Source organism: Mesorhizobium sp. M0862 (assembly GCF_040319795.1).
Classification (GTDB): domain Bacteria; phylum Pseudomonadota; class Alphaproteobacteria; order Rhizobiales; family Rhizobiaceae; genus Mesorhizobium.
In genome coordinates this window covers 153,236-175,985 of the sequence record NZ_JAMYOJ010000007.1, presented here as the reverse complement: position 1 = coordinate 175,985, position 22,750 = coordinate 153,236, and the positions used below count along the sequence as shown (strand labels likewise).

General features: G+C 63.2%; 22 protein-coding genes. 12 read left to right on the top strand and 10 right to left on the bottom strand.

Features of this window, described 5'->3' with window-relative positions; translation table 11 throughout:
• Positions 1 to 51 precede the first annotated feature (51 nt).
• Entirely contained in the window at positions 52 to 1,572 is a 1,521-nt protein-coding gene (locus tag NKI15_RS13340) for a sensor histidine kinase (protein WP_502898690.1), read from the bottom strand.
• A 166-nt stretch (positions 1,573 to 1,738) separates the two neighbouring features.
• Here NKI15_RS13340 and NKI15_RS13335 point away from each other — a divergent pair, with 166 nt between their 5' ends.
• Positions 1,739 to 1,966, top strand: coding sequence for a hypothetical protein (locus NKI15_RS13335; RefSeq protein ID WP_023706301.1), 228 nt, complete (start codon positions 1,739 to 1,741; stop codon positions 1,964 to 1,966).
• Positions 1,967 to 1,992: 26 nt separating this feature from the next.
• Here NKI15_RS13335 and NKI15_RS13330 read toward each other — a convergent pair whose 3' ends face one another.
• On the bottom strand, positions 1,993 to 2,913 hold the full coding sequence (locus tag NKI15_RS13330) for a diacylglycerol/lipid kinase family protein (protein WP_023696423.1): 921 nt from the start codon (positions 2,911 to 2,913) through the stop codon (positions 1,993 to 1,995).
• A 259-nt stretch (positions 2,914 to 3,172) separates the two neighbouring features.
• On the opposite strand from NKI15_RS13330, the gene NKI15_RS13325 reads away from it, so the two are divergent.
• Complete coding sequence (locus NKI15_RS13325) at positions 3,173 to 4,477, top strand: PRC-barrel domain-containing protein (RefSeq protein WP_352514786.1); 1,305 nt, start codon at positions 3,173 to 3,175, stop codon at positions 4,475 to 4,477.
• 91 nt (positions 4,478 to 4,568) lie between these two features.
• On the opposite strand, the gene NKI15_RS13320 is transcribed toward NKI15_RS13325, so the two are convergent.
• Positions 4,569 to 6,110: an alkaline phosphatase family protein gene (locus NKI15_RS13320; protein ID WP_352514785.1), complete on the bottom strand. Its 1,542-nt coding sequence runs from the start codon at positions 6,108 to 6,110 to the stop codon at positions 4,569 to 4,571.
• A 217-nt stretch (positions 6,111 to 6,327) separates the two neighbouring features.
• Here NKI15_RS13320 and NKI15_RS13315 point away from each other — a divergent pair, with 217 nt between their 5' ends.
• The 4 genes from NKI15_RS13315 to NKI15_RS13300 all read left to right on the top strand — a co-directional run bounded on the left by NKI15_RS13315 (position 6,328) and on the right by NKI15_RS13300 (position 9,496).
• Positions 6,328 to 7,260, top strand: a complete 933-nt coding sequence (locus NKI15_RS13315; protein WP_023670085.1) for a VOC family protein — start codon at positions 6,328 to 6,330, stop codon at positions 7,258 to 7,260.
• A 4-nt stretch (positions 7,261 to 7,264) separates the two neighbouring features.
• Entirely contained in the window at positions 7,265 to 7,897 is a 633-nt protein-coding gene (locus NKI15_RS13310; RefSeq protein ID WP_023708589.1) for an alpha/beta hydrolase, read from the top strand.
• Positions 7,890 to 8,189: a GNAT family N-acetyltransferase gene (locus NKI15_RS13305; protein WP_023683956.1), complete on the top strand. Its 300-nt coding sequence runs from the start codon at positions 7,890 to 7,892 to the stop codon at positions 8,187 to 8,189. Before NKI15_RS13310 ends, NKI15_RS13305 begins: the two co-directional genes overlap by 8 nt.
• A 248-nt stretch (positions 8,190 to 8,437) precedes the next feature.
• Positions 8,438 to 9,496: a dipeptidase gene (locus NKI15_RS13300; protein ID WP_023708590.1), complete on the top strand. Its 1,059-nt coding sequence runs from the start codon at positions 8,438 to 8,440 to the stop codon at positions 9,494 to 9,496.
• A gap of 3 nt (positions 9,497 to 9,499) precedes the next feature.
• Here the strand turns inward: NKI15_RS13300 and NKI15_RS13295 are convergent, their stop codons facing one another.
• From NKI15_RS13295 to NKI15_RS13280, 4 genes are read right to left on the bottom strand one after another with little or no spacing between them, the layout of a single operon-like run.
• The gene (locus NKI15_RS13295; RefSeq protein WP_023708591.1) at positions 9,500 to 9,745 is read right to left on the bottom strand and encodes a hypothetical protein; all 246 of its coding nucleotides are present in this window, start codon (positions 9,743 to 9,745) and stop codon (positions 9,500 to 9,502) included.
• A gap of 2 nt (positions 9,746 to 9,747) precedes the next feature.
• Complete coding sequence (locus NKI15_RS13290; protein ID WP_023708592.1) at positions 9,748 to 10,974, bottom strand: aminomethyl transferase family protein; 1,227 nt, start codon at positions 10,972 to 10,974, stop codon at positions 9,748 to 9,750.
• A 51-nt stretch (positions 10,975 to 11,025) separates the two neighbouring features.
• Entirely contained in the window at positions 11,026 to 12,591 is a 1,566-nt protein-coding gene (locus NKI15_RS13285) for a phytoene desaturase family protein (protein ID WP_286440133.1), read from the bottom strand.
• Positions 12,578 to 14,197, bottom strand: coding sequence for a phytoene desaturase family protein (locus NKI15_RS13280; RefSeq protein WP_023708594.1), 1,620 nt, complete (start codon positions 14,195 to 14,197; stop codon positions 12,578 to 12,580). Before NKI15_RS13280 ends, NKI15_RS13285 begins: the two co-directional genes overlap by 14 nt.
• A 202-nt stretch (positions 14,198 to 14,399) precedes the next feature.
• Between NKI15_RS13280 and NKI15_RS13275 the strand changes: the two genes are divergently transcribed.
• The 6 genes from NKI15_RS13275 (at position 14,400) to NKI15_RS13250 (ending at position 19,527) form a co-directional block, all read left to right on the top strand.
• Entirely contained in the window at positions 14,400 to 14,639 is a 240-nt protein-coding gene (locus NKI15_RS13275; protein ID WP_245271003.1) for a class I SAM-dependent methyltransferase, read from the top strand.
• Entirely contained in the window at positions 14,636 to 15,193 is a 558-nt protein-coding gene (locus NKI15_RS13270) for a methyltransferase domain-containing protein (protein WP_245261175.1), read from the top strand. The genes NKI15_RS13275 and NKI15_RS13270 overlap by 4 nt, the downstream gene beginning before the upstream one ends.
• A gap of 27 nt (positions 15,194 to 15,220) precedes the next feature.
• Positions 15,221 to 15,901, top strand: a complete 681-nt coding sequence (gene betI, locus NKI15_RS13265; protein ID WP_023708595.1) for a transcriptional regulator BetI — start codon at positions 15,221 to 15,223, stop codon at positions 15,899 to 15,901.
• Positions 15,902 to 15,959: 58 nt separating this feature from the next.
• Positions 15,960 to 17,042: an ABC transporter substrate-binding protein gene (locus NKI15_RS13260; protein WP_023708596.1), complete on the top strand. Its 1,083-nt coding sequence runs from the start codon at positions 15,960 to 15,962 to the stop codon at positions 17,040 to 17,042.
• Between the two features lie 116 nt (positions 17,043 to 17,158).
• A complete protein-coding gene (locus NKI15_RS13255; RefSeq protein ID WP_023742923.1) occupies positions 17,159 to 18,235 on the top strand; it encodes an extracellular solute-binding protein in 1,077 nt (358 codons plus the stop codon).
• Positions 18,232 to 19,527: a flavin monoamine oxidase family protein gene (locus tag NKI15_RS13250; RefSeq protein ID WP_023715004.1), complete on the top strand. Its 1,296-nt coding sequence runs from the start codon at positions 18,232 to 18,234 to the stop codon at positions 19,525 to 19,527. Before NKI15_RS13255 ends, NKI15_RS13250 begins: the two co-directional genes overlap by 4 nt.
• 40 nt (positions 19,528 to 19,567) lie before the next feature.
• On the opposite strand, the gene NKI15_RS13245 is transcribed toward NKI15_RS13250, so the two are convergent.
• From NKI15_RS13245 to NKI15_RS13235, 3 genes are all read right to left on the bottom strand, one after another.
• Entirely contained in the window at positions 19,568 to 20,641 is a 1,074-nt protein-coding gene (locus NKI15_RS13245) for an ABC transporter ATP-binding protein (RefSeq protein WP_023696411.1), read from the bottom strand.
• 91 nt (positions 20,642 to 20,732) lie between these two features.
• Positions 20,733 to 21,557 carry an ABC transporter permease gene (locus NKI15_RS13240; protein WP_023670071.1) on the bottom strand — a complete coding sequence of 275 codons (825 nt, stop codon included), beginning with the start codon at positions 21,555 to 21,557 and terminating at the stop codon, positions 20,733 to 20,735.
• Complete coding sequence (locus NKI15_RS13235; RefSeq protein ID WP_023701363.1) at positions 21,554 to 22,471, bottom strand: ABC transporter permease; 918 nt, start codon at positions 22,469 to 22,471, stop codon at positions 21,554 to 21,556. The genes NKI15_RS13240 and NKI15_RS13235 overlap by 4 nt, the downstream gene beginning before the upstream one ends.
• Positions 22,472 to 22,750 lie beyond the last annotated feature (279 nt).

Here is a 22,750-nt window from a genome sequence, read left to right as displayed (position 1 = left end):
CGCGCTGATACGCTGTTCCCGGGAAAACCGCTTCGCACTTCTGAAATTGCTTTAAGCCGGCAGATCTTCAAGCGGCATCGATATTTCGGCGAACACGCCTTCGCTGCGGAATTCGTGGGTCACTTCGCTCGATAAAACCTTGGCGAGGCTGCGGCGGATCAGGATAGAGCCGAAGCCCTGGCGTTCCGGCGGGTCGACTTTCGGCCCGCCGCTTTCGCTCCAGGTCAGCACAAGGCGGCGCGCGCCTTTCTTGCCCGCCGCCTTCCAGTCGACATCGACCTTCCCCGAGCCAACCGACAGCGATCCGTATTGCAGCGCGTTGCTGGCCAGTTCGTGCATGATCAGGCCGAGCCCCACCGCCTGGTCGGGCGAAAGCAGCAGCTCCGGACCGGAGATCACGATGCGCGGCCGTTCTGCCGAATCGAACGGCTTGACCTCGATCTGCATCAGTTCGCGAATACCGATGCCGCGCCATTCGCGATCCGACAGCAGGTTATGGGCAGCGCCCAGCGCCTGCAGCCTGGCGCCGAAGGCTTCCAGGAATTCGCTTGGGCGGCGAGCGTGGCGAACGGTCTGCGTCGCCAGCGCCTGCACCGTCGCCAGCGTGTTCTTGACCCGATGGTTGAGCTCGCGCAGCAGCAGCCTTTGCCGGTCCTCGCCGAGCTTGCGTTCCGAGATGTCGTAGTTGACGCCAAAGATAAGCGTCGGCTTGCCTTCGCCGTCGCGCTCGATGACGCGGCCGCGGGTGACTATCCAGCGCGGCGGATCGAAGCCTTTGACCCGGTATTCGCCGAAATAGTCGTCGCTGCCGGTCAGGGCATCGCGAAAGCGCGTCTCGGTCTGGTAGACGTCGCGCGGGTCGATGGCGGCCAAAATGTCGCGCGCCCGCAGCCGGTTCGAACGCGGCAGGTTGAACAGCTCCGACAAACGCACGTCGCATTCGATCATGTCGGTGCGGATATCCCAGGCCCAACTGGCGAGCGAGGCGGCATCGAGCGCTATGGCTCGGCGCTTTTCCTCCTGCGCCAAAGCAGCCGTGGCAATGGCGCCGCTGCGGGTGGCGTCCTTGAGGGTAAACAGGCTGGCGGCGAGGCTGGCCAGCGATTTCAAATGATCGAGCGCGGCAGCGGACGGAAATTCATGCGGCTCCCGGTCGAATACGCACACCGTGCCGACGCGCGCGCCGGCGACCACCATCGGCGCGCCGACATAAAAGCGGACATGGTGTTCGCCGGTGACCAGCGGGTTGCGGGAGAAGCGAGGGTCGATGCTGGCATCCGGCACCACCATCGGCTCGTCGCCGGCGGCAATGGTATGGGCGCAGAACGATATGTCGGTCGCGGTTTCGGTCTCGTTGAAGCCGACACAGGATTTGAACCACTGTCGTTCGGTGTCGAGCAGCGTGACGAGCGCGATCGGCGCCTGCATCACGGCGGCGGCAAGGCCGGTGATGCGATCGAAGTCGGGATCGGAGTCGGTGTCGATCGCGTCAAGCCCGTGCAGTACGGCAAGCCGCTCCGGCGCCGCCACGGCGCGGCGGACCTCAACCGGCAAACCAGCCTGCTTCGTCACCTTGCTATCCACCAAGCCCCCTCGCTTGCAGGCCCCACCCGCGGTGGCGCGCACCTTGCGCGGCCGTCGCGCGCCGGAACTTTTGTAGCAAGCAATCGTTACCCCACCATGTTTCGCCGGCGATGGTTTCATCCACCATCCCGGCTGCACGATAGGAACGCCGCCAATGACCAAGATCGCCCCTGAAAACAAAGCCCGTCAGGGGCGCTGGGGTTGGCACGGCCTGCGCATATTGGTCGCCGCGTTGCTCCTGGCTTTCATTGCTTGGGGAGCGGCCGAGATTTATGGCCAAAAGATCGATCCAGATAGCCCTGAAAGCCAGGGGCAGCCCACCGGCCAGACCGCGCCGGCCAACCAGAGCGCGCCAGCCGGCGAGGGGCAGTCGGGCGGCTAGGGTTTTCCTCGTCATTCGTAATCGCATCAGGCGGCCTTTGCCTGGGCGGCTTGCGCCGGAACCAGGACGTTCAGTGCGCCAGGGTGGATCTGGATTGTCGTTTCACGCTCCAGCTTGACCAGTTCGCCGTCGATGACGGCGCCGAATTTCTTGCTCCCTGTATGGATTTTCACGATTGCCTTGTCGGCCTGATGGGTTTCGACATGATCGCTGTCGCGCCACCTGCCTCGAGCCATGTCGAAGAGCGCCCTGACCAACTCGCCACGCTGCCGCGCCACGGTGACATAGATGCCGAGCACGCCGCCGGCAGGATTGTCGGCATAAGGCAGATGGCCTTCGCCAAACAGATTGTTGGAAATGCCGATGCCGCTGATGCGGGTCACGATCTCGGCTTCGCCGACCGTCAACGTCACCTTCATGGCGGGAGGATTGTTGATCGTCGTCCAAGCGGCCTTGGCCGAAGCGCGAATCTTTCCCAAGCGCGAGGCGAATTCCATATTGTCGCGCAGCTTCACCATCCTGGCGTGCAGGCCGATCGAGAACTGATGCACGAACGGCCGGCCATTCGCGCTCGCGATATCGACCGCCATGATCTCGCCGTCGGCAAAGGACTTCAGCGCGCCATCGATGGTCTGCGGAATTCCAAGGCCGCGGGCGAACAGGTTCATTGTTCCTGCAGGCAGGACGGCCAGCGCCTTCTTGCCATTCATCAGCCGCCCCGCGGCGGCCGAAATGGTGCCGTCGCCGCCACCGGCCAGCACGACGTCGATGTCGCGCCGCGCGGCGACCTTGTCGAGCGCCGCGACAATCTCTTTGCCGGCGACGATGTCGATATCGATGGAGTGACCAGCCGCCTCGAGCGTCTGGCGCATGCGGTCCGTTAGCGCGGAAAGATCGGTGGTCCGCAAGGTGCCGCCGTCCCGGTTCAGCACCGCTGCAAATCGCATGCCCCGCTCCGTATTCTTTTTTAAAGGCCGGAATGCCAGCCGCAGGCTGAAACGGGCAAGCTTGGCAAAGGTTCCATCGGCCGGGCGGGAATGTCGGGCGATTCCGCGGACTTGCCCAGGGTATTTCGATGCTCCCGTTTTTTCGGAACAAGCGCCTTGTCACAACGTTGTGATCCCATTGGAGGCGCCGCCTTCGGTCTCCCGGCAAGTGGTTTGCCGATTGCGGCGCGCATGAGATCACGCAAGAGGAGACTTAATCATGATCCGCACACTGTTCGCGACGACTGCACTCGCAACGCTGATCGCTACCGGTGCGTTTGCGCAGTCAACGACGGCCCCGGCGACGACCCCAGCGCCGGCTGAAGCCCCTGCTACCATCGCGCCGGCGCCGCAACAGGCCGAGGGCGCGCTGATGACCAATATCATCGGCGAGTCCGTCTACAATGGCACTGGCGACGATGCGCAGAAGATCGGTGACGTCAGCGACGTCGTCCTCGATGAAAACGGCCAGGCGAAATCCGCCATTATCGGCGTTGGCGGCTTCCTCGGCATAGGCAGCAAGAACGTCGCCTTCGACTACGGCAAGTTGCAATGGGTCGAGAGGAATGGTGACCGCTGGCTCGTCGCCGAGACGACGAAAGAAGCGTTGACGGCGCTGCCCGACTTCGACCGTAAGCCCTACGATCCGGCCTCGGCGCCTGCTTCCACGGCGCAGAACGACCCGCAGAAGCCGGTTGATCTCAACGCCGCGCCGTCAGAACCCGCGGTGAAACGCGCTGACGGCAATCTCGCAACCAACATCATCGGCGAGAATGTCTACAATGGCACTGGCGACGATGCCCAGAATATCGGCGACGTCAACGACATCGTGCTGACCAAGGATGGCAAGGCGCAGTCGCTGGTGATCGGCGTCGGCGGCTTCCTCGGCATGGGTGAAAAGAACGTCACCTATGATTTCGCCAAGGCGCGGTGGGCCGAAAAGAACGGCGATCGCTGGCTGGTGGCGCAGACGACCAAGGAGGAACTGCAGGCGCAGCCTGATTTCGACCGCAAGCCCTATGATCCGGCGCCGGTGACGACAACCTCCGACGCAACGCAGCCGACTGCTCCCGCTGCCCCGACGGCCGTTGCACCGGCTGACAATGCTCAGCCAGCGGACAAGACCGCGGAAGCTCCGGCCGGTACAAAAGCCACCGATCCGACGCAAACGGCAGCGATCGACAAGTCGACACTGACCGAAATGCCGGTCGGCAACATCAGAGGCGACGACCTGAAGGGCACCACCGTCTATGGCGCCAACGACGCCAAGGTCGGCGAGATCGGCGACGTCGTGCTCACGCCCGACAGCAAGCCGGATGCCGTCATCATCGATGTCGGCGGCTTTCTAGGCATCGGCGCCAAGGAGGTCGCGGTCGGCATGGACAAGCTCAAATTCATGACCGACAAGGACGGCAACAAATATCTCTACACCAACTTCACCAAGGAGCAGTTGCAGGCGCAGGCCGCCTATGACAAGGGCAGCTATGCCGAGAAGCGCGACCAGCAGCGGATGATGGTACAGTAAGGGAATAGGCAGTAGGGATTAGGCAGTAGGCGAAAACTAGGCGATCAGGCACCAGGCCGCCAGGAACATTCTACTGCCTACTGCCTACTGCCTACTGCCTACCGCCTACCCACATACCCACCACCCCCTCGTCCGTCAGCTCTGCAAGCGCCAGCGACTGGTCGAGATGCTCGGCGCGCCAGGCAAGCAGCCGCTCGGCAAATTCAAGCCGCACGCTGAGATAGGCCGGGTCGGCGGCAACGTTGGCCAGTTCGCCCATGTCGAAGAGCAGCGGCGGCAGGCCGCCGCCGAAATGCACGTATTTGAATTTTTCCGTACGGATGACGGCGAGGTTGCACTGGCGCGAGCCGATGCCGAAATGCCGTTCGGCCTCACCGCTGGCAATCGAGCGGAAGTCGAACTCCCAATGCGCCGCGTCGCGCCAATCCTTAGGCGGTTCATCTTGCAGGAACGGTTTTAGCGAGCGGCCGTCGAGATGCAGCTGGGCGTCGGCGTCAAGCAGATCGAGCAAAGTCGGAAAGATGTCGACTGCCTCGGTGAAGTGGTTGACGATCGAGCCGGCTGCATTGCCGCGTCGTGGGTCGCGCACGATCAATGGGATGTGATAGCTGCCGTCGAAGAAGCCGCCTTTGCCCAGCATGAAATGGTCGCCCATCATCTCGGCGTGGTCCGAAGTCAGCACGATGATGGTGTCATCCCATGCATTCGCCGTCTTGATCGCTTGCCAGATGCGGCCAAGCTGCGCGTCGACCTCCGAGATCATGCCGTAATAGATCGCGCGGATGGCCCGGATGTTGTCGTCGCCCCAGTCGCGCACGTGGCCGTCGGTGCCGGGGCGGAAGCTTCTCCGCTTCCGGCGACCAAGGTCGTAAGCCAGATAGGGATGCCTTTGCGCCTCTGCCTGCCAAGTCTCGGCACGGCGGAAGGGCGGTCCGTCCGCCGGATCATACAGCGTGTTGTAGGGCTGCGGTACGACAAAGGGCGGATGCGGGCTGATGAAGGAGACATGCGCGAACCATGGCGAATCCTGTTCGTCCAGCCAGCGAATGAATTCGCCGGCAAGAAAAGCGGTCGGCGTCTCGTCCCTGGAATAGACAGGCGGCGCGCTGGTCACGGCGTCGCCCGCTTCCCCGCCCACGGGGCGGTGAATGCCGGGAGAGCCCGCGCTGGTGTCGACGCCACGTGCCTTCAGCCATGACAGCCATGGTTTCTGATGCTCAGGCAGGAACTGGCGAACGCTGAAGCCGGGCAGCACGCCCTCATAGCTTTTCAGCCGGGGATCGCCCGGCGCCATCGTGCGCGGATCGGGCGAGACGTCGGTGTAGCCGAACAAAGTCGGATCATAGCCGAGGGCGCGGGCCGAAAGCGCCATGTTGCCGTGGCGGGCGTCGAGCGGCGTGCCGTTGCGGCAGACGCGATTGTTCATCTGGTAGAGGCCGGTGTAGAGGCACGCGCGGGCCGGCGAGCAAGGCGCCGCGCCGCCGTAATGCCGCATGAAAAGGACGCCTTCGGCGGCGAGCGCATCGGCATTCGGCGTCTTCACCACGGCATGGCCGGCAGCCGACAGGCAATCGCCCCGCCATTGGTCGCAGGAGATCAATAGGATGTTCGGGCGTCTGCTTTTCGCGGCCAATGCTCTATCCTGTCACGTCGGGAAGACGTTCAATGAACCGGAATTTGGCGGCAGCGCAAGCCTGTCAGTCTTGCTTAAATGGTGAACGAAAATTTCCTGCTGTTCACTATTAAGATACAGTCCATTCTGAGTTTGCCGCCTTTGCCGTTGCCGGGCGGCCCCTCATATAGGCGTGGACAGCGGCAACGGCCGCAAACCCAAGGGAAGGAGCAAGACAATGCTCGACCAGATCAAGGGCCTGCATCACGTGACGTCGATGGCCGGCGATGCGCGCCAGAACAATGATTTCTTCACGCACAAGCTCGGCCTGCGCCGGGTCAAGAAGACCGTCAACTTCGACGCGCCAGATGTCTATCACCTCTATTATGGTGACGAGCACGGTACGCCCGGCTCGGTGATGACCTATTTTCCGTTCCCGGACATTGCCAGGGGCCGCCACGGCGTAGGCGAGGTCGGTACCACGGCCTATTCGGTGCCGGCCGGCACGCTCGGCTATTGGGAAAAGCGCTTCGCCGATGAAGGCGTTGCGGGTGTCTCCCGCGAAGAGACGTTCGGCGAGAAGCGGCTGGCCTTCGCCGGTCCCGACGGCGACGGTTTCGCGCTGGTTGAAGACAAGGCGGACAGCCGCGCGCCATGGTTGAAAGGCGGCATTCCCGCTGATGAGGCGATACGCGGCTTCCACTCGGTCTCGCTCAGATTGAAGGATGGTGGCGCCACGGAAGAGCTGTTGAAGTTCATGGGCTATGAGCAAGTGGACAAGTCCGGCAGTGTCAGCCGGCTCGCCATCAAGAACGGCAACGGCGCTGATGTCGTAGATATCGAATCGCTGCCTACCGCGGGCTTTGCCAATCTCGGCGCCGGCTCGGTCCACCATGTCGCCTTCGCGGTGGAGAACCGCGCCCAGCAACTCGAAGTGCGCAAGGCGCTGATCGATACGGGTTATGGCGTAACGCCGGTGATCGACCGCGACTATTTCTGGGCGATCTACTTCCGAACGCCGGGCGGCGTGCTGTTCGAAGTCGCTACCAATGAGCCGGGCTTCGACCGCGACGAGGACACCGCCCATCTCGGCGAAGCCCTGAAACTGCCGACGCAGCACCAGCATCTGCGGCCCTATCTTGAAGAGCATCTGCAGAAGCTGGAAGGCTGAGACGATGAGCAAGGAAGCTTACATCCATAAGACGCTGCCGGGTTCGCCCGGCGGCCCGCTGCTCTTCGTCTTTCACGGCACCGGCGCGGACGAGAGCCAGCTGCTGTCGCTCGGGCGCGACCTCGCGCCACAGGCGACGATCGTATCGCCGCGCGGCGATGTTTCCGAGCATGGTGCGGCGCGTTTCTTCCGCCGCACCGGCGAGGGCGTCTACGATATGGACGACCTCGCGCGGGCGACCGCCAAGATGGCCGGTTTCATCAAGGCGCAGGTGATAGCGGCAAGGCCATCTTCGGTCTTGGGTCTCGGCTATTCCAACGGCGCCAACATCCTGGCGTCCGTAATGTTCGCCGCGCCCGAGCTGTTCGATGCGGCGGTGCTGATGCACCCGCTGATCCCGTTCGAACCGCAGGTGCAGGGCAGCCTTGCCGGACGCCGCATCCTGGTCACCGCCGGCAAGCGCGACCCGATCTGCCCGCCCAACCTGACATCCCGGCTGGAGGCCTATTTGCGCGCCGATGGCGCCGATGTCACAGTGGAGTGGCACGATGGCGGCCACGAAATTCGACCAAACGAGATCGAAGCGGCGAGGCGGCTTTTTGCCGATGCGCCGGTTGAAGGAGCAAGCGATGCCTGACGAATTGCCTGAGATCGAACTCGAGGACCGCGGCTCGAAGGGACGTTATGTCCTGCGCGGGCCCGGTGGCGCCGAGGCGGAAATGACCTTCACCAAGGTCGGCGAGCACCAGATCATCATCGATCACACCGAAGTGCCGGACGTGTTTCGCGGCCAGGGCGCCGGCCTTCGGCTTGTCACACGCGCCGTCGAGGACGCGCGGGCAGTGGGCAAGAAGATCATCCCGCTCTGCCCCTTCGCCAACGCCCAGTTCCGCCGCCATCCGGAATGGGCGGATGTGCTGAAGCAATGACCTTTTTCCCTTCTCCCCTTGTGGGGTGAGCAGCCGGTTCGCCGCAGGCGAATTCATCGTGCCGGTGGCATGATGAAAGGCCGGCGAACGCCGGGACGCTGCGAAGCAGCGGGGACCGGCAGGTGGTCGGAGTCGCTCAGCCACAAGAGCGAACGCCTCTCTGGCATTTGCGCAGTTCGGCCTTCTTGCCTAAGTACACAGTTCGCTGCGGTTCGTCCGCTCCTGCCAACTGACCGAATGGCTTCCTGATGACCGAATCCGATCTCGTCCCCGTCTTCGACGGCCACAACGACACGCTGCTGCGACTGTACCAGTCGAAAGACACCGACGTCGAAAAGCTGTTCATCGAGGGGACGCAGGGCGGTCATATAGATCTGCCGCGCGCCAAGAAGGGCGGCTTTGCCGGCGGCATGTTCGCGATCTTTCCACCGCCGGTCGAGAAGAGCAAACGCTCTGCGGTGCCGCCGGCGCCGAGCGACAATGAGCCGTTGCCGCCGGAACTGCCGCGCGCTGATGCGCTCAATTCCACCATCGGCATGGCCTCGATCCTGTTTCGGCTGGAGCGAGCGGGGGCGCTGACCGTCTGCCGCAGTGCCGGTGACATTCGCGAGGCGATGGCGAAAGGTTCGATCGCGGCGGTGTTTCATATTGAAGGCGTCGAGGCGATCGATCCCGAACTTACCTTGCTCGACGTGCTCTACGAATCCGGCCTGCGCTCGCTCGGCATTGTCTGGAGCCGCCCCAACGCCTTCGGCCACGGCGTCCCGTTCCGCTTTCCGTCGTCGCCCGATACCGGACCGGGGCTGACCGATGCCGGCAAGGCGCTGATCAAGGCCTGCAATCAGCTCAAGATCATGGTCGACCTGTCGCATCTCAACGAAAAGGGCTTTCGCGATGTCGCCGCACTCAGCGATGCGCCGCTGGTCGCCACCCATTCGAACGTGCATGCGCTGTGCACCCATTCGCGCAACCTGACGGACTGGCAGCTCGGCGCTATCCGCGAGACCGGCGGCATGGTCGGGCTCAACTTCGCCACCGGCTTCCTGCGCGAAGACGGACGGATGAACTCGGACACCAGCCTCGACATCATGGTGCGCCATGTCGACTCGCTGCTGCAGGCGCTGGGCGAGGACGGCGTCGGTCTCGGCTCCGATTTCGACGGCGCGATGATTCCGGCGGTCATCGGCGACGTTGCCGGCTTGCCGAAGCTGATAGATGCGCTGGCCGCGCGCGGATTCGGACGCGCATTGATCGAGAAGATCGCCTATCGCAACTGGCTGAACGTTCTCGAAAGAACCATAGGCTGAGGCTTAAGCGCCCATGCGCTTCAGCCAATCCTGGCCGCCGCGATCCCTGATCATCGGCAGCGGGTTCTCCCAGTCCAACCGCGCGCAGATGCGGTAGACTTCGAGCGTCTCGGCGCTCATTTCGCCGCGCTTGTAGAAGTACATGGCGGCGGCATAGCGGGTACGACCCGACCATTTTTCGCCGAGCGGCGTGTTGACCAGCTGCCACTGTTCGGCGGCTTCCGTATCATCATCCGGTTCGTCGGCCATGATCAGAAATCCGCCGGCGGATTGGCGGTGCGGCGGTCGAGCTTGATGAAAGGACGGGCCACCACCTTGGCCCGCTTCATCAGCTTCTGGTACTGCAACTCGCGCATGGCGTAGATCTCGACCCAGAGGTCTTCCACCATCGTATCACCATAGGGACGCGTCAGCGAGGCGATGGCGATATTGCGCTTGGCCATCGGCGACCAGATGGCGGCGCTGACCAGCCCGACCTCCTGATGCTTCTTGTGGTAGACGATGGCGTGCTCGGCCGGGATGTTGCCTTCGATCTCCAGCCCGACCAGCATGTGGCGCAGCCTGCGTTTGGCACGGGCTTCGAGGATGGCGCGGCGGCCGTTGAAATGGCCTTTTCCCAAATCGACCATAAAGCCGAGACCGATCTCGTCCGGCATGCGCAGACGGTCGGCGCGAATGGCATGGTCTGCGGTGGTGAAGTCGGCATTGGCGACGATCAGGCCGGCTTCCAGCCGGGCGCGGTTGAGGGCGGCGTAGCCGATGGCGCGGATGCCGCGCAGTTCGCCTGCCGTCATCAGGCGGTCCCAGAGGCTGAGCGCTTTTTCGGCCGGCACGAACAGTTCGTAGCCGAGATCGCCGGTGAAGCCGGTGCGCGAGATGGTTACGGTGCCGCTGTCGTGCGGAAACTCGGCGAGGTCGAATATCTTCAACTTCTCGACGCCGGCGAAACCCGCCTCGCGCAGCACGGCGAAGGAGGTTGGGCCTTGCAGCGCGAGACCAGCGACGTTTTCGGTCTCTTCCTCGACGGTCACTTCGAAACCGATGGCGCTGTCGAGCAGCCAGGGCAGGTGCCGCTCCTGCGAACACAGGCGGAAGCGGGTCGGCGACAGCCGGAACAGCGTGCCGTCATCGAGGACAAAACCTTCGTCGTCGCACCATGCGGTGTAGTGGACGCGGCCGGGTTTCAGCTTGGTGACATCGCGCAGCGTGACGCGATCGAGGAAGGCTTCGGCATCCGGCCCCTCGATGCGGTATTTGGTCATCGGCGAGATGTCGAACAAAGCCGCCTGGCTGCGGATGGCGAAATATTCGAGTTCCTCGTCCCACAGCGAATGCGGCGCGCGATAGCCGGCCCAATTGTACCAGTCCTGAGTTTTGGCCACCGCATCGATGCGCGGCTGGAACGGCGTGCCGAGACGCAAGGTGCGGAAATGGCCCTGCGCTGTGGTGCGGGCGGCGTTGTTGACCCGACTCGTCATGACGGCATTCCTTCGCCGTAGAGTGCGGCGTTGACTGGCTGAAACATCCGATCATCCCTTCATCGCTATGATGCGCCGCGCCGCATTAAAACCGGGAGCACCCGAAACGCCGCCGCCTGGATGCGAACCGGCGCCGGCCAGGAACAGCCCCTCGATCGGCGTGTCGTAGCCCGACCAGCCCGAGACGGGCCGCGACATCAGCATCTGGTCGGCCTGCAATTCGCCGTGGTGCCAATGGCCGCCCGGCATCCGGTAGTTGGCTTCGATACCGGCTGGCGTCAAAAGCTCGGCATGCAGCACGGACTTGCCGATACCGGGGGCGTACGCTTCGAGCTGCGCCATAACAGCCTTGAGGAATTTCGGCTTGCCGGCATCCCAACCCTCTTTCAGCGCGTAAGGCGCGTATTGCACGTTCGCCGACAGCACGCAGGCGCCGCTTGGCGCGAGCGAGGGGTCGGAGAGCGAGGGCAGTGTGATCTCCATCACCGGTTCGGCTGAGAACTCGCCATATTTTGACGGGTTGAAGGCGCGCTCGACATGGTCGGCCGAGGGCGCGATGACCAGACGGCCCTTGTGATTATCGGCGTCGACGCCGGAAAATTGCGGTGGCCGATCGAGCGCCAGATGGAGCTTGGCAGCGTCGCCCTTCATGCGGATATTTTTTACCTTGCGCACGAAACCCGTGTCGATCTCGCGCGGACCGACGAGATCGAGCATGGTCGTCGCGGGGTTGACGGCGGAGACGATCGTTCTGGCGTGCAGCACCTCGCCGCCGTCGAGGGTCACGCCGAGGGCGCGGCCTTTCTCGACGACTATTCTGGCCACGGGCGCTGCCGTGCGGATGGTGACGCCGGCTTTCTCCGCCGCCGCGCGGATCGCGGCGACGACCGCACCCATGCCACCTTTCGGCAGCATCTGTGCCCCTGCCGCACCGCCGGTCTCGCCGGCCAGCCGATAGTAGAGGCCGAGCAGGGAGGTCGGCGAACGCGGGCCGAGATGGCTACCAAGCGTGGCGTCGAAGGCAAGCAGGCCCTTCAGCCTGATATCGGCAAGCTGCTCGTCGAGCAGGTCGGCGACGTTCATCAGGAGAACGCGCAGAAAGTCGCGCATGTCTTCCTTGCCGAGCTTTTTCAGCGCCACGGCCGTCTGGCCGAGCGCTGCCGTTTCAAGCAGCGACATGCCACCGAGATCGGGCGGGCGCCGCGACAGGAACGGTTTCAGGATGCCGGCATAGCGCATGAGTTGCGCGCGCAATTCCTTCCAGGCGGACTGCTCGGACGGAGTGGAGCCGGTCAGCACTTCGCCATAGGCGCCATGCAGGACAAGCGGCGGGCCGTCCTTCGCCAAGGCGACCGACGGCATGAAGTCTGTACGGGTGACCTGCAGCCCGTGTTTCTCCAGCTCCAATGTCTTCACCACGTCGGGGTGCAGGCGGTTCAGCACATGCGCGATCGAGGAGACCCGAAAACCCGGCGCAAACTCTTCGGTGCGCGCCGCGCCGCCGACATCGCCAGCGGCTTCCAGCACCAGCACCTTGCGGCCGGCTTTCGCCAGAGTGGCGGCAGCGACAAGGCCGTTATGGCCGCCGCCTATGATGATGGCATCAAATGACGTCATGGGCCGGGCTCATATGGGAGGTCGATTTGGCGAGATCGCGCAGGATTTCGGCTGCCGCATTGCGGCCGGGCGCGCCCATGACGCCGCCGCCGGGATGGGTCGAGGATCCGCATATATAGAGCCCGCCGACCGGCGAACGGTATTGCGCGTAGCCCGGCACCGGCCGGTTGAACAGCAGCTGGTCGAAGGTCAGCTCGCCCTGGAAAATATTGCCTTCGGTCAGCCCAACCTCGGCTTCGATCTCGCGCGGCGTGCGAACCTCCATGTGAACGATGCGGTCGCGGAAGCCCGGCGAGTATTCCGCGATCTGCGCGACCACGCTTTCGGCGAAGCCGTCGCGGTCGGTATCGGTCCAGTCGCGGCCGTTCACCTTGGGCGGCGCGTACTGCACGAAGCAGCTCATGAAATGCTTGCCCGGCGGCGCCATGGTCGGGTCGAGCGTCGTTGGGATGACCATGTCGAGGAATGGGTCGGCCGACCAGCGACCGGCCTTCCAGTCGTCATAGGCGCGCTCCATGCGCTCCATGGAGTCGGTGAAATGCATGTCGCCGCGATAAACGGGCGAATCCTTCGGCAGTGCCGGGAAATCGGGCAGCGAATCCAGCGCGATGTTGACCTTGCCGGACGAGCCGCGGACCTTGAAGTTCCTGACCCGACGCAGGAAAATATCGGGCAGTTCCTTCTCCTCGACCAGTTTCAGGAATGTGCGTTTGGCGTCGGCGTTGGAGACGACGAGCTTGCCGTAGACCTCCTCGCCGCCGGCCAGCACCACGCCCTTGGCCTTGCCTCGGCTCACCAGCACATGGTCGACCTCGGCGCCGGTACGGATGGTGCCGCCGGACCCCTCGAAGGAAGCGGCGAGCGCCTTGGTGACAGCGCCCATGCCGCCGCGCGCATAGCCCCAGGCGCCGACCGAGCCGTCGACCTCGCCCATATAGTGGTGCAGCAGCACGTAGGCCGTGCCGGGCGACATCGGCCCGAGCGCGGTACCGATAATGCCGGACAAAGCGAAGTTCGCCTTGATGACATCGGTCTCAAAATATTCGTCGAGGAATTCCGAGATCGACATGGTCCAGAAGCGCAGCGTCAGCGCCATTTCTTCTGATGACAGGCCGGCGAATTTCCTGCCGAGATAGAGAAACTCTCCGAGGTCACGCGGCTTGAGACTGGTCGGGTCCGGTGCGGTGCGCATCAGCAGCGGCTGGATGAAGCGGCACTGCCGCGTCACGTCGCGCGAATAACGGTCATAGGCCTCGGCGTCGCGCCTGGAGAAGCGGGCAAATTCGCGCCGGTGCGCATCGTGATCGCGGTAGTTGGCGAGGTAGTCGCCATCGCGCGTGAACACGGCGCCGCCCTCATAGGAAATCACCTGCAAGCCGAAGCGCGGCAGTTCGAGGTCGCGCATGATCTCGGGGCGAAACAGCGAGCAGACATAGGAGCAGTTGGAGTAGAGGAAGCCCGGCGTCAGCTCGCGGCTGGTGGCGGCGCCGCCGACCCAGTCGTTCTTTTCCACCACCAGCACGTCGAGCCCGGCGCGTTGCAAATAGCAGGCGTTGACCAGGCCGTTGTGTCCGCCGCCGATGACGATCGCATCCCAAGCTTTCATTCGCGCCCAGCCTTCATGGTGCTCGACCCTTCATTTTTCGCGTGATTTGTCGCCGAATGCGCGGAATTTGGCACGGCAGCGGCTATTCTGTCCAGCCGTTCTGAATGAATGTTCAACAAATGATATTGCGTTTTCCTGTTAATACGCTACGCTTTGCCGGCATTCGAACCTGCGCAATTCGGCTGATGGGACTTAAAGTCTGATGATCGAAACGGCAGATGGCGAGCCGGAATATGACGACGCCGCGATCCGCTTCCTCGAGGCGCTGTGGGGCGAGGGTTATCTGTCGCCGGGCGGACCCGACGAGGTCGACCGGGTGGTCGAAGGCCTGTCGCGCAAGACGATCCTCGACATAGGCTGCGGCTCCGGCGGCATCGCGTTGCATCTGATCGAGCGCCACGGTGCAGCCCATGCCACCGGCTTCGACATCGACGCCCGGTGATCGAGGCGGCCAGAACGCGGGCTGCTGCACGCGGGCTCTCAGACCGCGCCAGCTTCATCCAGGCGTCACCCGGAGCGCTGCCTTTCACCGATGGCGCCTTCGATGTTGTGTTCTCCAAGGACGCGCTTTTGCATGTGCGTGACAAGGACGCGCTGTTTGCCGAAATCTTCCGCGTGCTGAAACCGGGCGGCGTCTTTGCCGCCTCCGACTGGCTGATCGGCCATGACGGCGAGCCGTCATCTGAGATGAAGGCCTATGTCGCGGCCGAAGGCCTGTCCTTCGCCATGGCCTCGCCGGCACGCTATGCGCAAGCGATGCGCAGCGCCGGCTTTGCCGATGTCGCCGTCAGAGACCGCAATTCTTGGTATCGCAAGGTCGCGCGCGGCGAGCTGGAAAGGCTGAAAGGCCCGCTCTACCAGACGGCGGCAGCCGCAGTCGGAGCGGCCTATATCGACAAGAACATACGAACCTGGGAGGCCATGCAGAAGGTGCTTGACAGTGGCGAGCACCGTCCCACTCATCTTCGCGGGTGGAAGCCGGCTGTGGTGGGATAGCCGGCAATGTGGAGCATGACGGCACCGATGAAAGCTGCAGCGCGCGAAGAGCGATCCTCCGACACGTCTGGAAAAACCGAACCGGAAAAACGCGGCCGCAAGGCGTCGAAGGAGGTCAGGCAACAGCAGCTGATCGAAGCGACCATCGATTCGCTGGCCAAGCGCGGTTATTCGGAAACGACGATGGCCGATGTCGCTGACGGCGCCGGCCTGTCGCGCGGCATCGTCAACTTCCATTTCGAGAGCAAGGAGAAGCTGCTCGTCGCCACGCTTGCCTATATGGCCGACGAATATGCGGCGCATTGGCGCGTCGCGCTGACCAAGGCCGGCGAGGATCCAGCCCGGCAGCTGCGGGCGCTGGTCGCCGCCGATTTCGACCGTTCGATCTGCAACAAGCGCAAGCTCGCGGCCTGGTGCGCGTTCTGGGGCGAGGCCAAGTCGCGGCCGACCTACCAGGCGCTGTGCGGCGCACGCGACGCGGCCTACCAGAAGATCTTCATCGACCTCTGTGCCACGCTCAAGCAGGGCGGTGGTTATGCCTATGAGCCGCAGGTGATGGCGCTCGCGCTCAGCGCCATGCTGGAGGGCTTGTGGCTGCGGCTGATGATGGGGACCGAGGACGTCACCCGTGAGAGCGCGCTGCAGGCGGCAAACGAATTCCTGTCGGCCGCCTTTCCGAAACACTACCGGCCGGGCAGCGGACGTTGACAACAACCGGCAGATCCAAGCCGGAGCGAACAATCAAAAACAAAGAGGATGGAACAGCATGAAAAGAATAACCCGACGCCTGACACTGACATTGGCGCTGACGGCGACGCTGGCTGGTTCGGCCGCGGCGATTGCGGTCGCCGCCGACAAGGACCTGATCGTGTTCGACTGGTCGGGCTATGAGGACCCGAGCTTTCACCCCAAATATGTCGAGAAGAACGGCGACTCGCCGACCTTCGCCTTCTTCGGCGACGAGGACGAAGCCTTCGAGAAAGTGCGCTCCGGTTTCAAGGCCGATCTTGGCCATCCCTGCTCGCAGAGCGTGACAAAGTGGCGTGAGGCGGGGCTGCTGCAGCCGCTCGACACCTCGAGGATCACCGGCTGGAAGGATCTCAATCCCGGCATCATGGCGATGAAGGATCTGGCCACCACTTCGGACGGCAAGGCCTGGTTCATGCCGTGGGACTGGGGCAACACCCAGCTCACCTACAACTCCGACAAGATCGACGCGAAGGATGTGCAGTCGCTGAAGGCCTTCGCCGACCCCAAGTTCAAGGGGCGGGTCTCAATCGGCGACAATGTCGACGACGCCTATGCGCTGGCCAGCCTTGCCATCGGGCTCAAGGACTGGACCAAGATGACGGACAACCAGTTCAAGCAGGCTTCCGACTTCCTGCGTCAGGTGCACAAAAATGTCCGCTCCTACTGGACCGATACCACCGACGTCGTGCAGTTGCTGAGCGGCGGCGAGGTCGATCTCGCCTGGGCATGGAACGATGCCACAGTACAATCCGTCGCTGCCGGTGTGCCGATCAAGTCCAAGAAGGATACGGACGAAGGCATCTCGACCTGGGTCTGCGGCTACGTGCTGTTCAAGGACGCACCCGGCAATGTCGACAAGGCCTATGACTACCTCAACGCGATCAACGATCCCGAGACCGCCAAGGTGCTGGTCAAGGACTGGGGTTATGGCCAGGCCAACGCCAAGGGCATGGCCGGCGTCGACCCGGCGATCCTGAAAGAAAAGGGCTATGACGACGTGCAGAAATTCGTCGACAAGACCCTGTTCCAATCGCCCGTGCCGTCGTCGCTCAAGCTCAAGATGATCGCCGAATTCGAGAAGATCAAGGCAGGCTACTAAAGCTCTGTCCGGCCTCCTCCGTCTGCCTGTCAGTGCGCCGGGCAGACGGTCTCGCCAAGGCCGCTGAAATTCCGTAACGTCGCCCGGCCGCTTTTCGCGATGAGGAGTTTCGCGCCATGAATTCCATGCTTCGCCGCCTCGCCCTTGCCGCTGCTCTTACAGTCGGCGCCGGCGCCGTGCTTGCTCATGCCGAAGGCGGCGGCGACCTCGTCGTGTTCGACTGGTCAGGCTATGAAGATCCGTTGCTGCACCCCGACTACACCGCCAAATACGGCGCCGAGCCGACCTTTGCTTTCTTCGGCGACGAGGAGGAAGCGTTCCAGAAGATGCGCGCCGGCTTCAAGGCCGACATCGCCCACCCCTGCTCGCAAAGCGTGACCAAGTGGCGCGAGGCCGGCATTCTGCAACCGCTCGACACCTCGCGGATCGCCGGCTGGAAGGATCTCAATCCCGGCATCATGGCGATGAAGGATCTCGCCGTCACCGCCGACGGCAAGGCCTGGTTCATGCCGTTCGACTGGGGCAACACTTCGCTGCTCTACCGCACCGACAAGGTCACGGCGGAGGAAGCGCAGTCGCTGAAGATTTTCGCCGATCCCAAATTCAAGGGCCGCGTCACCATCGGCGACAATGTCGATGACGCCTATGCGCTGGCCAGCCTGGTCATCGGCCTCAAGGACTGGACCAAGATGACCGACGCGCAGTTCCAGGAGGCGTCCGCCTTCCTGCGTGACGTCCACAAGAACATCCGCTTTTACTGGACCGACGACACCGACCTCAACCAGGCCTTTACCGGCAATGAGGTCGACCTCGTCTGGGGCTGGAATGAGACCTTCGTGACGCTCAAGGGCCAAGGCATGCCGATCGCCATGAACCGCGACACCAGGGAAGGCATATCCACCTGGGTGTGCGGCTATGTGCTGATGAAGGATGCGCCGGGCAAGCTCGATCAGGCCTATGATTTCCTCAGTGCGGTCAACGCGCATGCCGTTTCCGATTACTTGGTCAAGACCTTCGGCTACGGCCACGGCAACAGCGCCGGGATGGCCGCGATCGACCATCAGGTGCTGAGCGACCGTGGCTTCGACAATCTCGACAAGTTCTTGGACAAGACGCTGTTCCAGCAGCCGGTGCCGCCTGAGCTCAAGCAGCGCATGGTCACGGAATTCGAGAAGATCAAGGCCGGCTATTGAGCGACAGGACTGAAAGAACCGATGTCGTCATCGTCGGCGCCGGTTTCACGGGCCTGTCGGCTGCGCTTGAGCTGAGAAAGGCCGGCATCGATGTCGTGCTGCTCGAAGCACGCGACCGCGTCGGCGGCAGGGTCGAGGCTATTCGCAACGGGCTTGGCGAGCGCATCGACAGCGGCGGCCAGTTTTTCTGCGAAGACATGCCGGAGGTGACGGCGCTGGCCGCGTCCCGTGGCAAGGCCTTCGTCGAAACCTATGTGAATGGCGATTTCATCACCCATCCATCGCTGTCGGTCGAAGAGGCCGAACGGACCTATCATGGCGCGATGGCAATCCGCGAGCGGATGAATGCGATCGAGCCGGACGATCCCTCGATCGCCGGCATGAGCGCTGCCGCCTGGCTCGAATGCCAGCATGATCCCACTGACGCCAAGACGGCTTTCCGCTCGATGATCGAAGGCCTGTGGTGCCTGGCGATGGACAAGGTGCCGCTGTGGTACCTCATCGACAATGACCGCCGCATCACCAACGAGGTGCCCGAGCTGCAATATTCGCTGCTCGAAACCATGCAGTCGCTGGCCGAGGACATGGCGGGAGATCTCGGCGATAGCGTTCGGCTGAACGAGCCGGTTACGCGCATCGAGCACGGGCCGCAAGGGGTTCGTGCCGTCTCGGCAGGCAGCGCCATCGAAGCGCGAAGAGTGCTGGTCGCGCTGCCGCCGGCGAGGGCCGCGAAGCTGGATTTCGCGCCCGCTCTGCCACCAGCTCTCGCAAAGGCGCTCGGCGTCTGGGAAAGCGGTGCGGTGATCAAGATCCTGGTGCGCTATCCCACGCCGTTCTGGCGCAAGCGCGACCTCTGCGGCATGGTGATGTGGCGCGACCTGCCGGGCCTGTTCGCTTGTGACGCCAGCAAGGATGCGCAACATGCTGCGCTGGTCGTCTTCGTCGGCGGACCGCTGGCCTTGCATTGGCGTCCGCTCGCGGACGCGGCGTTGCGTGCGGAGGTCACGGCAAGGCTCGTTGATGCCCTTGGGCCGGAGGCAGCCGACATTGTCGATTTCAGCCAGCGCGACTGGATCGATGACCGCTGGAGCGGCGGCGCCTACAGCGACCTTATTGTCGATGTGACGGCACGGGATGCCGAGCGCACGATCCGTGCCGGCGCAGATCCTGTTCATTTCGCATCGTCGGAACTGTCGCCGTCATTCCCGGGCTATGTCGAAGGCGCCATCGTGATGGGGCGGATCGCAGCCAAACAGATCGCGACGGAACTTAAAATTCTTAGTGGAGCATGATCTTATTCCGAAAACCGGTTCCCACTTTTCGGGATCATGCTCAGTCCGCCATCGCCACCAGGGCCTCGGGATCGTAGCCGAGGCGGATCGAAGTGCCGACGGGGATATCGTCGGCGCCGAAGTCGTTGGTCTCGGTGACCGACAGTGGCTTTTCCAATCCGGGTATCTCGACGATCAGGTGGGTGATCTCGCCAAAATAGTGGCGTTCGACCACCTTGCCGGCCACTTCGAATTTCGCCGTCGCATTGTCCCACAGCACGCGCAATCGCTCCGGCCTGATGCCCAGAGTGGCGCCGCCGCCATTGCGCACGAAGGCCTTCGGCTTGTCGGTCCTGACCCGGCCGAAGCCCAGCGTGTCGACGACCAGCGAGGCGCTGCTCTCCTCGACGATCTGCGCTTTTACGAAATTCATGCCGCCGAGGAAATCGGCGACCTGGCGGTTGACCGGCCGCTGGTAGATTTCCTTGGGCGAGGCGACCTGGGCGATCTTGCCGCCGAACATTACGGCGATGCGGTCGGACATAGCGAGCGCCTCATACTGGTCATGGGTGACCAGCACGAAGGTGATGCCGACCGCCTGCTGCAGGCGGCGCAGTTCGACCTGCATCTGCTCGCGCAATTTCTTGTCGAGTGCCGACAGCGGCTCGTCGAGCAGCAGCACCTTGGGCCGCATCACCAAGGCGCGGGCGAGCGCCACGCGCTGGCGCTGGCCGCCGGAAAGCTCGGTGGCGAGGCGTTTGCCGAGGCCGGTGAGCGACACCTGCGCCAGCGCTTCCTCGACGCGGCGCTTTTCTTCCGTTCCTCCCAGCCTGAGCCGTTTCAGCCCATAGGCGACATTCTGCTCGACATTGAGATGCGGGAAGATGGCATAACTCTGGAATACCATGTTGGTCGGCCGGCGGTTGGCCGGGATGCCTTCCATCGACTGGCCGCCGACCGAGATCGAGCCGCTGGTCGGGTTGTCGAAACCGGCAATCATGCGCAGCAGCGTGGTCTTGCCGCAGCCGGAAGGGCCGAGCAGCGAAAAGAACTCGCCCTCCTTGATGGTCAGCGAGGCGTCGTCGAGCGCCTTGAACGCCCCATAGCTGCGGGTAACGCTGCGGATTTCGATCATTGCCCGGTCGGTTTGGGGTCGATCAGATTGGGCCCGCTCGGAATTATCTTGCTTGGATGGCTCATCCTGAGGCCGTTCGGCCCGGGACTGCTCAGGCATAGAGGCCTCCCTCGCTCTGGGTGCGTCTGGCCGCATGGCGGCGCAGGATCTCGGCAACGGTCATCAAAACGAAAGAGGCAACCAGCAGCAGCGTGCCCAGCGCCAACACACCCGGCAGCTTGGCGGCAAAGCGCAACTGGCCCCAGATATAGATCGGCAGCGTCGTCTCGGTGCCGGTCAGGAAGAAAGCGATGACGAACTCGTCGAGCGAGATGGTGAAGCAGACCAGGAGGCTGGAAATGATCGCCGGCGCCACCATCGGTAGCGTCACCCGCCGGAAGGTGCCGAAGGCACTCTCGCCGAGATCGGCGGAGGCTTCTTCGAGGCTGCGGTCGAAGCCCTCGAAACCGGCGGTCAGCACCGTCATCGAATAGGGAATGCAGATCAGGACATGGCCGAGTACGACGGTGAACAGCGAAAGGCTTAAGCCCAGTTGCAGCATGACCAGCAGCATGGAGATGGCGAGGATGATTTCCGGCAGCACCAGCGGCGCCATGATCAGGCCATTGATTGTGCGGCGGCCGGGATAGCGGTAGCGGGTGATCGAGCGGGCGGCGAGGATGCCGAGCAGCGTCGCCAGCACCGATGCCGAGATACCGACGATCAGGCTGTTCCAGGCGGCGTCAAGCAGCGCCGGCGTCTTCGGCAGGTCTTGGTACCATTTCAGCGTATAGCCGGTGAGAGGAAATTTCGGCGTCGGCGCGGTGTTGATCGAGAAGATCGGCAGGAAGATCACCGGCAGATAGAGAAAGACGACGTAGAGGAAGGCGTAGGCGGACAGCCAGCCGCCGGGAAAAAGGCGCCGCCTCGCCGTCATCGCGCCAGCCTCTGCAGCGCGCGGATGATGAGCACGGTGGCGCCCGCCATCAGCGTCACGACCAGCATGGTGGTCACGGACAGTGCCGCGCCGAGTGGCCAGTTGGAGGCCTTATGGAACTGCGACTCGATGGCATTGGCGATCATCACGCCATCCTTGCCGCCGACCAGCCTTGGGGTGACGTAGTCGCCGACGGTGGGGATCATGACGATGAGAGCGGCCGAGATGACGCCCGGCGCCGACAGCGGCAGCGTCACGCGCAGGAAGGAGCGCAGCGGGCCGTCGCCAAGATCGGTGGCAGCCTCGACCAAGGTGCGGTCGACCTTCTCGAGCGAAACGAAGATCGGCAGGATGGCGAAGGCCGCCCAGGCGTGTGTGAGCGTGATGATGACGGCGCTGGAATTGTAGAGTAGCGCGGTCGATGGTTCGTCGATGATGCCGAGGCCCATCAGGCCGGAATTCAGCACGCCATTATAGCCGAGGATGACTTTCCATGACATCACGCGCAGGAGATAGCTGGTCCAGAACGGGATGGTAATCAGGAACAGCCACAGGCTCTTGTGGCGACCGCCATGGAACGAGATGAAATAGGCGATCGGATAGGCGAGGATGACGGTGAAAAAGCTCACCGTCAGCGAAATGTAGAGCGAGCGCCAGAGCAGATCGCGGTAGATCGGCTCGGTCAGCGCGATGCGATAATTCTCCAGCGTGAATGTATGGTCGATGGTGAGGTAGTTCTGCGTCCAGAAGGAGTGGGCGAAGACCACCAGGATCGGCACCAGCAGCAGGATCAAAGCGTAGACCAAGGTCGGGCTGATCAGGGCAAGGCCCTGGACGGACTCGGACTGCAGAAGGGCGTTTCGCCTTGCTCGCGTCATGCGCCGCGTGGGCACCCCTTCGGCAGCTACCGTCATTGCAGCGACCCGGGCGTGATCTCGGTTGCTGGCTCGAACTGTTCCGCCATGATGCTCCCTTCGACCGGGCCGGCTGCCTGTTCCCAATTTTTGCGGAGCGCGCTTTGCTGGCCGAGCTCCAAGCTTGCCGGCTTTCTTTCATCATGAGCGCATCCGTGCATTGAAATCAAGCGCTATTTCTGTAATATTGATTGAACGGACATTCAAAATGGAGTGAAGAAAGCCGGCTTTCCTGCCCTTGGCGCTTCATGTTCTGTCCGGTGAAAATTACGCTCAGAC